Below are 12,715 nucleotides of genomic sequence, written 5' to 3'. Positions count from 1 at the left end.
GCCTTTACCGTTGTTAACTTTTCCACAAAAATCGAAGTTGTTAACAAAGAAAAAGAAGCAAAAAGAAAGTTAACAACAATAATAATAAGCTTCTTTTATATACTTTGCTAATCTAAAGGTTAGTCCGGATTTATATAATCCCGGACTAAGTTAAACGCGGATTTGCAATCCGCATATCCGCAAAGCTCTTTCGCCCATGTTGGTGTTATCACCAACATGTAACGGAAATATTTATTAAATTTATAATCATCCGGTTTGTTGGTGATAACACCAACAAAGGCGAAAGCCCGTTTTATGAAGAAGAATTTATATCTTAGTTAGCGTACGGCAATATTTTGTTGTAGTTTTAAGGTATTTTTTGAGTGACCGCTTGTTAAAAAATTAAACAAAAACGTAATTATATTACCTAAAAATGCTATGAAATACCTTCAAAACCTAAAATTATGCGTTACGGTTGCCGTTTTGGCGATTATTGCCGTGTCTTGCCATAAGGTTGATAAAATAGTGGCCCCGACCACTCCGCCACAGTTAAATAATTTTGCAGGTATATATGTATTAAACCAGGGTAATTCGGGGGCCAATAATAGCGTACTGAGTTATTTCGACTTCTCTACCTGGAATTCCTGGAATTTAATGAACCATAAGTTTACAATATTTAGCTTGACAAACAACATTAATTTAGGCGACACGGGTAATGATGCGGAGATCTATGGCTCTAAAATGTTCGTTACGGTAACCAACTCTAATATTATAGATGTAATGGAAGCCAAAACCGCAAAGCTGATAAAACAGATCAATATAAATCAACCCCGCAGCATTGTTTTCGTTGGTAGTAATGCTTTTGTAACATCCTATCAAGGTACAGTATCTATTATCGACACTGCCGCCCTAACCATCAATAAAATTATTACTGTTGGTTCGTATCCTGAACAAATGGTTGTCTCGAACAATAAATTGTATGTGGCTAATTCGGGTATTAACAATCCCCCTGTTTATAACAACACTGTTTCAGTTATCGATCTGGCTGGATTGACTGTTATAAAAACCATTACTGTTTCTAACGTCAACCCTTTTTCGATGGCAGCCGACACCTATGGCCACGTTTACGTGGGATGTTTAGGCGATAACAAAAAGATGTTACCTTCGACGGTAGAAATAGATAATACCACCGATGCGGTGGTATTATTACCGGATTTAAATTTAGCGTATGGTTCGCCACTGGTAGTGAGCGGCGATTTACTTTACTATACGGGTACTGATTTTCAGGTTTCGGGATTTGACTGCAAACATCAAACAATTACAAAACCTGAAATTTTTGCCCAAAACACTTTCGGATCGGCAATTGCGGTTAATAATGATACCGGTGAAGTATTTGTTGCCAGTGCCTTGAACAAATTAATATACACTTTTGACAATAATCGCCAGATAATATATCAAATAAACACAGGTATCAATCCTGTCAAGGTTTTGCTGGTAAAGAAATAGGCTGCTTCTCAATTTTCTCCTAGTTAGTCCGAATTTATATAATCCCGGACTAAGTTATACGCGGATTTGCAATCCGCATATCCGCAAAGCTTGTGGTAAATTAATAAACGCTTACCGGAGATTATAAATCCCAAAAAATGTAGTCTGGGGATTATAAATCCGGACCAACTTCTCTTATTAATCTGAAAGCTAAAGCATTATGGAAACCAATTTAAGTTGAACTAAACTTAGACCCGCGAGGTACTATTTATCGGCGAAAAATTGCATTTTGTGTAACCCTGTATTTTATTAATACATTGATTATCAGCCAATTATAATTATTATTTTCTAATTATGTAAACGTTTGTAAACCATTTTACCAAAAAAATCGAGCTTAAAATACCTGGGTTTGTTGCGGCAGTATTGACCCGTAGGGTCTACCTGTTTGTAGAAATAATTTGCCACCATTACTTAAATGCCCCTTAGGGGCTACCCAAATTCGCGAAGGGTAGATCCTACGGGTCATAACAAATCATTTTTATTATATGCTACAAATAGGTAGACCCTAACGGGTCATTTTTTGTAATTGATATACTCAACTCACGTTAAAATGACAATCGTGTTAGCCATAAAACAAAAAAATGCCGATATTTGGGGTTCAAATAATTAATTTATTTATAAACAAACAAAACAAATGAAAATCGCAGTTGTGGGTGCCACGGGCTTGGTGGGCACCAAAATGTTGCAGGTTCTTGAAGAACGCAACTTCCCGGTAACAGAATTATTATTGGTTGCATCAGAAAAAAGTGTAGGTAAAGAGATCACTTTTAAGGGCAAGCAGTATAAGGTAATTTCTGTTGAGGATGCGATTAAACAGAAGCCGGATATCGCCTTGTTCTCGGCAGGTGGCAGCACATCAACCGCGCAGGCGCCTTTGTTTGCCGCGGCCGGTACTACGGTAATTGATAATTCATCAGCCTGGCGCATGGACCCAACCAAAAAACTGGTTGTGCCCGAAGTTAATGCCGATGTATTAACACCGGAAGATAAGATCATCGCCAACCCAAATTGCTCAACCATACAAATGGTAGTGGCCCTAAAGCCGCTGCATGATAAATATAAAATTAAAAGAGTGGTGGTATCTACCTATCAGTCGGTAACCGGTACAGGTGTTAAAGCTGTTGAGCAGTTATTTAACGAGCGTAAAGGCATTGATGGTCCTATGGCATACCCGTATAAAATTGACCTGAACGTGTTGCCTCAAATTGATGTATTTACCGAGAACGGCTACACCAAAGAGGAAATGAAAATGGTTAAAGAAACCAACAAGATAATGGGCGACGACAGCATACGTGTTACAGCTACTACGGTGCGTATCCCGGTTATGGGTGGTCACTCAGAATCTGTTAACATTGAGTTTGCTAATGATTTTGATGTAGAAGAAGTAAAAGCGTTGTTGGCTAAATCGCCGGGCATTATTGTTACGGATGATATTGCTAACTTAAAATACCCAATGCCGTTAGACGCGCATGATAAGGACGAAGTATTTGTGGGCCGTATCCGCAGGGATGAAAGCCAGCCGAATACCTTAAACTGCTGGATAGTGAGCGATAACCTGCGCAAAGGCGCGGCTACCAATGCTGTTCAAATTGCGGAATATTTAGTGGCTAAGAAACTGGTTGGTGAAGCGGTAGAAGCGTAAGCCCCCTAACCCCCTGAAGGGGGAACTATAGTTTACAAGGGATGGTCTAAGGACTATCCCTTTTTTGTTATATTTATATTGTGTATTTTGATATATGAATGAGATTTTCTTTTTAGTAGAAGAAGCATTAGAGGGGGGCTATACAGCGCGGGCCATTGGCGATGCCATATTTACCGAAGCGGATACGTTAGATGGATTGAAAGCAAATATTCGCGAGGCTGTTCAATGCCATTTTGAAGCTTAATAACTTTCGTTCACAATCTTTTTAGAGACTTACGAAGTTTTTGAAACTTCGTAAGTCTTTTTAATACCTATTCGTTAAAAGTAACTTTAAATGATGAGCCTGCATCCGGTGTACTATCTACTTCAATTTCACCGCCCTGCGATTCAATTTGTATCTTAATTAAAAACAGTCCTACGCCATTGGCAGCAGCATGGTTATGGAAGGTTTTGTACAGGCCGAATATCTTATCGCCATATTTTTCCAGGTCAATGCCCAACCCGTTATCGGTACATTCAAAAACAACCTTATGCTTTTTGCCGATGTAGGTTTTTAATATGATCTGCGGATCAACCCCCGGTTTGCGGTACTTAATGGCATTGGTGAGTAAATTTAAAATAATGCTTTCCAGGTATGCCCGCGGAAAGTCTACATATTCCACGCTAAATTGAGTTTCAATTTTCGCGTTATGGGCTTTAACATCTGTACCTATAACCTCTAAAACCTGTTTGGTTACCTCGCTAAAGCTTAACCGCTCGGCTGTCAACACACTCTCCCTTACTTTTATAGCTTCCGAGAGGTCGGTCAACGTTGTATTTAGTCCGGCTGATACTTTTTTTATCTTGTCAAACAACTCCTTGTTATGCTCATCCAAAGTATCTTCATTTATCATCGATGATATAAGGGCTATATTGCTTGCATGGTTACGTATATTATGCGATAAAATATGTGTAAAGCTTTTCAACTGCATGTTATTCTGCGAAACCATCTCCATTGATTTATTGAGCGACAGTTCGGTGTTTTTAAATCGCTCAATATCAATAAACACCCCGCGCAGTTTGGTAACGTCGCCGGTGCGGTTATATAAAGGTTCGCCGTATGATCGCACCCATTTTAAGTTCTTTTTAGCAGTAAGTATCTGCAGGTCAATATCCCAGGCTGTACCCTCGGCAACAGCCCTGTCAATTACGCTCTTTAATATTTGGTTATAGGGTTCTAAAAAATAATCATCAATATCATGCAGGCTGGTATCATAATCATAAGGCAGCTCATAAATATCGTATATCATTCTTGACCACACGGTTTCAAAAGTAATAAGGTCAATTTCCCAGGCACCCATTTTCCCCATCCGCCCGGCCTCGGCAAGCATAAACTCGCTTTGTGCTAATCTTTTTTCAAGGCCCTTGCGTTCAGCAATCTCTGCTTCCAAATCATTTACCGTACGTAATGAATGTATACGTGGCAATGTTTTATATAACCCAACTACTGCAGCGGCCGAAACAATACCGGTAATTAGCCGCAGTAATGCACTTAAGCGATAGGCCGGCCACCAAAATATTATGGCATCAAGCAGATGCGTGGCTCCGCATAATATAATGAAGCATATAAACAGCCATACAACTTTTGTAAAGGGAATATCCTTACGCCTTTTTAGCAAAAAAAACAGGAGAACAGGCAGGGTAAAGTAACATGCCCATATCAGCAGGTCAGAAAAAATATAAAGCCAGCCATGAAAATCGCTCCAGTTGCCGCATAACCAACGCGGGGGCCAATCAGCCGTATTAAATAGTTTTAAAAAAAACTCTTTAACCTGGTCGGCCATACCGGCATGCGTTGCGTGAGCTGTATTTACACAATTTGCGCCGCACAACGGGGTAGGCTTTAAGGGTAATGTATTCAACTTCAAAATTATGGTTTGTAGCTTAATTTAATTTTCACAATTACAGTATATGTAATAACCGGCAACCTTGTGCAGTAATTATACCACTTTTAACATTAAAACCCCTAAAGCCGTATTGTTAACTATAATACATTTGTATAAACCTAAAAAAATATTTTTAAGCTAAAAAACATTATATACTAATGTTAAAACTTTACGTTCTGCCTGTTTAAAGATAATCAAATTGTGCATTTAATTCCCCGCAATTGTAGCCATTGTAATTTGCGGGTAACTATATTTACGGCATGCTTCAAAAAAAAGCTTTAGTTATTGGCGCGGGCATAGCAGGTATTGCTACTGCCATACGGCTTGCTGTTAAAGGTTACCAGGTTAATGTTTTTGAGGCAAACAGTTATCCAGGCGGTAAGTTATCCCAATTTAGCAATGATGGTTTCCGCTTTGATGCAGGGCCCAGTTTGCTTACCATGCCGCAGTATATTGACGAGCTTTTTAAACTGGCCGGCAAAACTCCGGCTGATTATTTTAACTACCGGCAACTGTATGTTATATGCCATTATTTTTATGAGGATGGCAAAAGCTTGAAAGCCTATGCCAACGCGGATAAGTTTATTACGGAGGCTGAAAGCGTTACCGGCGAACCGGCGGCAGGCATAAAAAAATATATAAACAACAGTCGCCGCATTTATAACATAACCAATCATGTTTTTTTAGAGCGGTCATTACACCGGTTAAAAACCTATTTAAGATGGGATACGCTTAAATCGATAATCAATCTGCCGCATATTGATGCCGGGCGCACCATGCATAATGCCAATGCAGATTATTTTAACGACCAACACCTTATACAACTTTTTGATCGCTATGCCACCTATAACGGCTCAAACCCCTATACAGCACCGGCTACCTTAAACGTGATACCCCATTTAGAGCAACACTATGGCGCGTATTTTCCCGAAGAGGGAATGTATAGCATTGTAACCGCGTTGGTTAAACTGGCCAAAGATATGGGCGTTACATTTCATTATAATTCACGCGTGCAAGAGGTGGTTTTAGATGAGGATAAAGCCGATGGCGTAAAAGTAAATGGTCAATTGATAAAAGCCGATGTAGTGGTATCAAATATGGATGTTTGGTTTACTTATCACCGGTTGCTTAAAGACTATCCTCATCTGCATCCTAAAAAGATATTAGGGCAGGAACGTAGCAGCTCGGCATTGATATTTTATTGGGGCATTAACAAACAGTTTGCACAATTAAACCTGCATAATATTTTTTTTAGTGCCGATTATAAAGCCGAGTTTAACCATATCTGGAAGCAAAACAATATTTACCACGACCCCACAGTTTACCTGAACATCAGCTCGAAATATAAACCTGATGACGCCCCCCCGGGTTGCGAAAACTGGTTTACCATGATAAACGTGCCGGCCAATACCGGGCAGGATTGGAACACGCTTATAAACACAGCGCGCCAAAATATTTTAACCAAGCTATCGCGCTTATTGGGCGAGGATATAGCGCCGTTAATCAGTTGCGAACGCATTTTAGATCCGCGCAGTATTGAAAGCCAAACATCTTCGTACCAGGGCTCGCTGTATGGTACTAGTTCAAACAGCCGGTTTGCCGCTTTTTTGCGCCATGCCAACAAATCATCAAAAATTAAAAACCTGTACTTCTGCGGGGGCAGTGTTCATCCCGGTGGCGGCATACCGCTTTGTTTACTATCTGCAAAAATTGTGAGTGAGTGGGTAGATTAGAGTCAAGAAGCTAAACTATTTTAATATCATAAGTAGTTAACAACCCGGCTAATCCCTGCGACGAAAAAATGGCTTTTTTAATAGTATTCAATTCCGGCTCAATAATATAATTATAGGCCGTACTAAAATCAACGCCGGTAAGGTCGGTCTGATTAAAAATGGTTTCGTTAAGGTTGCATTCGTCAAAAACAGAGCCGGTTAATATGGCACGACTAAAGGTTGCCTCTTTTAAGGTGGTTTTTATAAAATGGGTTTTAGGCATTTTTTTATCCATAAATGAGGCGTAATCCAATATGCAATTCTCAAACCTAACGCTAAACAAAAAATCCTGCGTAACGCTAAAATTAATTCCCAACAGTTTACATCCTTTAAAAACCACATCATTTAAAGTTGTTTTATCCAGCTTTATCATGGTTAAATTGCAGCCCTCAAAAGTACATTCCAGTAGCTTGGTGTTTGACAGATCGCTGTTGGTAAAGTCGCAGTTTTTAAATGTACAGCTTTGAAACTCTTTGCCGGTTATGCGTTGTTCGGTATAAATAAGTTTATCAAAAGTTTGATCTTCGTATATTGATTTTTCCATCGAGGCAAGTTGACGTACGGCAAATATACCGGATTATGTATTGCTGCTAAAATCAGGTGTTATTTAATTATTTTTAAATAAAAAAACTTATGAAATTTTTATCAATAGAGGCTTTTGTGCCGTCGGGCAGCAACTTTGAAGGCTCAAAGCAGCTTTTTCTGGAGTTAGGTTTTAGTATTAACTGGGACCAGGGCGATTACATAGGGTTTCAAAAAGACGAATGCCGGTTTATATTACAACACTTTAATATGCCCCAGTTTGCTCAAAATTTTATGCTCAGCGTAAAAGTGACCAATGTTACCGGCTTCAGGGATATGATAATTGAGAAACGCCTCGCCGCAAAATATGGCATACGCATTAATGATATTGTGCAGCAACCTTATGGTAAAGAGCTAAATATGATTGATATTGCCGGGGTATGCTGGCATTTTGTTGAGCAATAATTTGATTTAATCAAACATTGGTCAATGTTTAATCAGCACAACCAATACCAATAACGTATCAATATTTTTTCTTAAATACCTGATGGCTTTGGTCAGATGGTTTTCTACGGTTTTTTCTGAAATTTGCAATTGTTGGGCTATTTCCCTATTTGTTTTATGCTGGTTACGGCTAAGTTCAAAAACCGAACGGCATTTGATGGGGAGTTGGTTAACACATGTCTCTACTATTTCTTTGAGCTCCTTATAGTTTATATAGTTTTCGGTTGAGTTATCAAACGAATTATTATCCACCACTAAAAGCGATTCGTTATAGGAGTTTTTTACAGCTTCGTCCCGTTTATAGTTTAATACCTGATACCTGATTGATGTAAACAGATATCCCTGCAAAGAAGAATGTATTTTAAATTTGCCGCGATTTAGCCAAAACGAAGTAAATAAATTTTGAACAATTTCCTGAGATGGTTCCCGTTCCCTTATCCTTTTATACGCGGCGCTATAAAGTTCCAGCCAATACCGGTTATATATTTCTTCAAAAGCCGCAATATTTCCCTGTTCGAAAAGCTCTACTAATTTATCGTCCGAAAGGTTAGCTAACTTCATCATTTTACAATAGAAACATATAGCGATTGAGCGTCGTATATATAATTCTTTTAGTTTATTGGTATTATAATCAAATGCAATTTAGCGATTTATTTAAATAAAGGTCGGTTTGACCTTTATTTAAATACACATTATCAATTCATTTGGTGTTTATAATACGAAAAAACAAAAAATATGTGATGTGAGGGCACATATTTCTTAGAAAACCCGTTAAATGGTTTATTAAATTATAATACAAGTATGACGTTTATTAGCTTGGTCTAGTAGCTACATTTATTCATTATAAAATAAGTTCATGGCATTTTTTTGATGGGTTAAAATGTTATTTATGAGCGTATGGTATAAAAGCTTTTACACTCATTTTTGATACTCTTCAATGTCATTTAAAAACTCCATCGCTGTTCTCAATTCTTTTCCGCCAAAGCCTTCGATAAATTTTCTGACCCATTTACGGTGGATGTTTTTGTAAGTTAACGTTTTGAATAAATAAATAGAACTTACCACAAAAAAAGCAACAACGCTGAGGTTGATCAGCCAAAACATTGTTCCGCCATGGTCCACTAAATCCTGGTTATACCAAAACGTGCAATAAAGCGGGGCCTGCAATATTAATATCCTGCCCACATTGTTTAACGAAGTTTGTATGATTGCTAATTTTTTCTGTGCTGTAGTAACGCTATCGGCAATATTTACTTGGTCCAATATAACCAGGTGCCTTATATAGGCAGCTACCGCGAAAATGTTAAACAAAGCGATCAGCCCAACAGAAATAACAAAATAAATATTATGCAAGGTGTTTACTACCAAAAACACAAGGATCAATATCCAAAGTATACCCACAACTACTCCGAAAACCTGGCTTCTACGAAACGAACTGATATGAACGTCTGCTTTTTGGGTTTGCATTTCCCTGAGGACTTTATAATTGATCTGCAGGCTTTTTTCAAGCTTCTGATCGTAATCATGCCATAGTTGCTTAATTGTTGCTTCTTCCATTTCTTTAGTGTTTAATTGTTGAAAATCTTTGTTTTAATTGTTCTTTAATACGACTGGTTTTTGTTCGGATATTGGCTTCGGACAATCCTAATATTTCGGCCATTTCCTTACCACTTTTTTCTTCCAGATACAGTAGCATCAGTGCCCTGTCTAACTCTTTTAATTCATTTATGAATTGTTGCAGCAAATTCAGGTTGTCCCCATCGGGTTCTTCACCTATGCTAAAATCCATCAAGTTTTCCGGCCATGGAATAATCAGTTGATTTTTGTTCTTTTCCTTCCTGTATGAACTGATGGCTACATTTAATGCGACCCGATACAACCAAGTAGATAGTTTGCAGCGTTCATCAAAACTCGGGAAAGCCCGCCATAGCTGGAAGATAATTTCCTGCACCAAATCATTTTTATCTTCTTCGGCTTTTTTGAATGATTTAGCGATCTTATAAATGATCCCTTTATGCTGTTCAATGACGGCCAGAAATAATGTCTCTTGTTGATCTCTATGCATTTAATACAATCGATATTTTCCAATTATTCGCCCGGGTGCGCCAAATGTTACACCATATACCATTTTTTTAAAGCAAGTATAAAAATACTAAGAACTGGCGCGGCAATAGATATAAAAGTGATGTAGTAAAAATCACAAAAAGTTTTATTGAGAAATTATTTTAATAATGGATAGGGGTAATGCACCATTTAAGTTACATATATATATAAACCATAAATATTTTCTTATACCATATTATTGATGAAAAATAACCTGCCCGCTGCTATTCTTGAAAAATATTTCAAAGGCGAGTGTAACGAAATTGAAATTGCTGAGATTTATTCATGGTATGATTCCTTTGATTCATTAAGCGACGATATCTCTCATCTTTCTGAGAATGAACAGGAATTGTTTAAGCAATTAATGTTAAATAATATTCTCGATGATATTGGATATGCCGAAAAAGACAAGGTGCATAGTTTAAATAAGATAAAGCAAAACCGTGCAAAAATAATTTATTGGGCCACCAGCATAGCTGCAATGCTGCTCATCGGTTTGTTTATCAATTACAAAACAAACAATAGCTTTAACGTACCCACTACCCCTAAGCCGCAACCGGCATTAACTAATAAAATTGTGGTTACCAATATGACCAATACTATTAAAAAAATAGTACTATCAGATGGCAGCAAGGTATGGTTGAGCCCTAACTCCAAATTAACTTATTTAAAATTGTTTGCCGCCCATAGCCGCCGGGTTTCAATGACAGGTGAAGCTTTTTTTGAAGTTACTAAAGATGCTAAAAGACCTTTTTCAATTTACAGTGACAATGTGGTAACCAAGGTATGGGGAACAAGTTTTCGCATCAGGGCCTATAAAAATGAATTGACTAAGGTAAGTGTTGTTACCGGCAAAGTTTCTGTAAGTGTTTTAGCACAGGTAAAATCTACAGCTGATTTTGAAAATGTTAAGGCTGATGTTAAACAGCAGCTAATGCTTACTCCAGATCAAGAAGCTATATATAATAAGAAATCAAATTCGCTTCAAAAGAAGCAAGAAATTACTGATCCGTCTATCAGCATTTGGAAAAACACCAGCATATCTTTTGATAATACACCTATGCCCGAAGTGTTCAGAATACTTAGCAAGCAATTTAAAGTTACTATATCATCAACCGATAGTAAGATAAATAGTGATTACTTAAACGCTGATTTTACAGACGAAAGCCTTCCATCAATTATGGAAATAATAAAGAAAAGCTTGAATGTAACCTATAAGGTAAAGGATAATCAATTCATTTTAGAAAGCAATTAAGAGAGCCAATTATAAAAACAACCAATTATAAAAACAGTTAACCTAAATTAATGTGTATGGATAAAAAAAAACCATTATAATTTTCTTTCACTAAAAAAAGAAAGGAGTGCTGGAGACACTCCTATCCTTAAAGTTCAGACCGTAGTTGAACGCCTTTTTCAAGGCGAAGTGGTCTTTTTTGTTTCATTTTTCTTAAAAAAATTAACATTTAAATGTATGAAAATTTATTTACCAAATCATTTTTCCTGGAAAATTATGAAAATCACTTTTAGTCAGATTGTACTAATTGCCTTTTTTACAGGAATGTCCTACGCTAATCCAAGCATAGGGCAAGCTTTATTAGAACGGCAAGTTGATTTCACTATTCAAAACGCAAGCCTCAAAACGGCTTTAACACAATTGGAAAGGCAAACAAACTATAGATTTGTTTACCGTAAAAGCCTTGTTGAACAAGAATCACAGGTATCCATCGATGCGAAAAACCAAAAAATTGGAGATATCCTGGCAAAACTATTGTTGCCACGGGGTATAGCATTCGAAGTAATTAGTAACAGAATTGTATTAAGCAGAATTAATAAGTCGGAAACCGTTGCCTTATTGCAAAATTCCGGGTTGTCGCAAACTGAGGTTGTTGCCAAAACCGTAACTGGTAAAGTAACAGATAATAAAGGCGAGCCACTTATTGGTGTAACCGTATATGTGCAAGGCAACAACTCAACCGGTACGGTTACCAATCAAAACGGCACTTATAACATCACAGTTGCCAATGATAATTCGGCACTGGTGTTTCAATATGTAGGGTACGAAACAAAAATTGAAGCCGTTGGTACCCGTACGGTAGTAAACGTAGTATTGCAAACACAAACAAGAGTTTTGGATGATGTTGTGGTAACCGCTTTAGGCATTAAAAAAGAATCGAAAAAGCTGGGGTACGCAACATCAACGGTAAAGGTTGATGAGATAACCCAAAATCGTACTACCAACGTGATGACCTCATTGGAGGGAAAAATAGCTGGTTTGGATATTGCACCGCCAACAGCCGGTGCTTCCGCAAGTAACCGGATACGTTTGCGTGGGCAATCGGGGTTTGCAGCCGCGGGCGTACAAAACTCACCTTTAATTGTAATCAATGGTTTGCCAATGGATCAGGACGCACGTAGTGCCGAGGGTGCTCCCGGTATAGACCAGGGTGATGCCCTTCAGCAGATCAATCCGGATGATGTCGAGTCAATGACCGTGCTTAAAGGTTCAACAGCAGCAGCGCTATATGGTTCAAGGGCTGGTAATGGCGCAATTATGATCACCACCAAAAGCGGTGCTAAGAATTCGAAATTTAGTGTAGAAATTAGTTCAAACTTTGCCGCTAGCCAGGCATTAGATTATACTCATTACCAAACAGAATACGGTACTGGTATTAACGGCCTCCGCCCTTCTTCACAGGCTGATGCGCAAGCAAACGGCAATTTGG

At 38.0% G+C, this 12,715-nt stretch carries 12 protein-coding genes; 7 read left to right on the top strand and 5 right to left on the bottom strand.

From position 1 onward, the window contains the following. Window positions 1–417: 417 nt before the first annotated feature. The 3 genes from ABI367_RS05080 (at window position 418) to ABI367_RS05070 (ending at window position 3,410) form a co-directional block, all read left to right on the top strand. Window positions 418–1,485 carry a YncE family protein gene (locus ABI367_RS05080; protein WP_462227671.1) on the top strand — a complete coding sequence of 356 codons (1,068 nt, stop codon included), beginning with the start codon at window positions 418–420 and terminating at the stop codon, window positions 1,483–1,485. Between the two features lie 673 nt (window positions 1,486–2,158). Then, complete coding sequence (locus ABI367_RS05075; protein ID WP_462227670.1) at window positions 2,159–3,166, top strand: aspartate-semialdehyde dehydrogenase; 1,008 nt, start codon at window positions 2,159–2,161, stop codon at window positions 3,164–3,166. A 94-nt stretch (window positions 3,167–3,260) separates the two neighbouring features. Next, entirely contained in the window at window positions 3,261–3,410 is a 150-nt protein-coding gene (locus ABI367_RS05070; RefSeq protein WP_462227669.1) for a hypothetical protein, read from the top strand. Between the two features lie 67 nt (window positions 3,411–3,477). Here ABI367_RS05070 and ABI367_RS05065 read toward each other — a convergent pair whose 3' ends face one another. Beyond that, window positions 3,478–4,989 carry a sensor histidine kinase gene (locus ABI367_RS05065; RefSeq protein WP_462258035.1) on the bottom strand — a complete coding sequence of 504 codons (1,512 nt, stop codon included), beginning with the start codon at window positions 4,987–4,989 and terminating at the stop codon, window positions 3,478–3,480. 362 nt (window positions 4,990–5,351) lie between these two features. Between ABI367_RS05065 and crtD the strand changes: the two genes are divergently transcribed. Then, on the top strand, window positions 5,352–6,824 hold the full coding sequence (gene crtD / locus ABI367_RS05060; RefSeq protein ID WP_462227667.1) for a 1-hydroxycarotenoid 3,4-desaturase CrtD: 1,473 nt from the start codon (window positions 5,352–5,354) through the stop codon (window positions 6,822–6,824). A 10-nt stretch (window positions 6,825–6,834) separates the two neighbouring features. Here crtD and ABI367_RS05055 read toward each other — a convergent pair whose 3' ends face one another. After that, the gene (locus tag ABI367_RS05055; protein ID WP_462227666.1) at window positions 6,835–7,407 is read right to left on the bottom strand and encodes a pentapeptide repeat-containing protein; all 573 of its coding nucleotides are present in this window, start codon (window positions 7,405–7,407) and stop codon (window positions 6,835–6,837) included. A gap of 89 nt (window positions 7,408–7,496) precedes the next feature. Between ABI367_RS05055 and ABI367_RS05050 the strand changes: the two genes are divergently transcribed. After that, the gene (locus tag ABI367_RS05050) at window positions 7,497–7,850 is read left to right on the top strand and encodes a VOC family protein (protein WP_462227665.1); all 354 of its coding nucleotides are present in this window, start codon (window positions 7,497–7,499) and stop codon (window positions 7,848–7,850) included. Window positions 7,851–7,871: 21 nt separating this feature from the next. Here the strand turns inward: ABI367_RS05050 and ABI367_RS05045 are convergent, their stop codons facing one another. The 3 genes from ABI367_RS05045 to ABI367_RS05035 form a co-directional block, all read right to left on the bottom strand. Then, on the bottom strand, window positions 7,872–8,453 hold the full coding sequence (locus tag ABI367_RS05045; protein ID WP_462227664.1) for an RNA polymerase sigma-70 factor: 582 nt from the start codon (window positions 8,451–8,453) through the stop codon (window positions 7,872–7,874). A gap of 354 nt (window positions 8,454–8,807) precedes the next feature. Next, on the bottom strand, window positions 8,808–9,446 hold the full coding sequence (locus ABI367_RS05040; protein WP_462227663.1) for a hypothetical protein: 639 nt from the start codon (window positions 9,444–9,446) through the stop codon (window positions 8,808–8,810). Window positions 9,447–9,450: 4 nt separating this feature from the next. Then, window positions 9,451–9,954 carry an RNA polymerase sigma factor gene (locus tag ABI367_RS05035; protein ID WP_462227662.1) on the bottom strand — a complete coding sequence of 168 codons (504 nt, stop codon included), beginning with the start codon at window positions 9,952–9,954 and terminating at the stop codon, window positions 9,451–9,453. A gap of 240 nt (window positions 9,955–10,194) precedes the next feature. Here ABI367_RS05035 and ABI367_RS05030 point away from each other — a divergent pair, with 240 nt between their 5' ends. After that, window positions 10,195–11,247: a FecR family protein gene (locus ABI367_RS05030; protein ID WP_462227660.1), complete on the top strand. Its 1,053-nt coding sequence runs from the start codon at window positions 10,195–10,197 to the stop codon at window positions 11,245–11,247. Window positions 11,248–11,502: 255 nt separating this feature from the next. After that, a partial coding sequence (locus ABI367_RS05025) for an STN domain-containing protein (protein WP_462227659.1) occupies window positions 11,503–12,715 on the top strand: 1,213 nt, incomplete at its 3' end.

This window comes from Mucilaginibacter sp. (genome assembly GCF_039935595.1).
GTDB lineage: Bacteria > Bacteroidota > Bacteroidia > Sphingobacteriales > Sphingobacteriaceae > Mucilaginibacter.
Note: the sequence above shows the minus strand (reverse complement) of the source record. Positions and strands in the feature narration are given on the sequence as shown.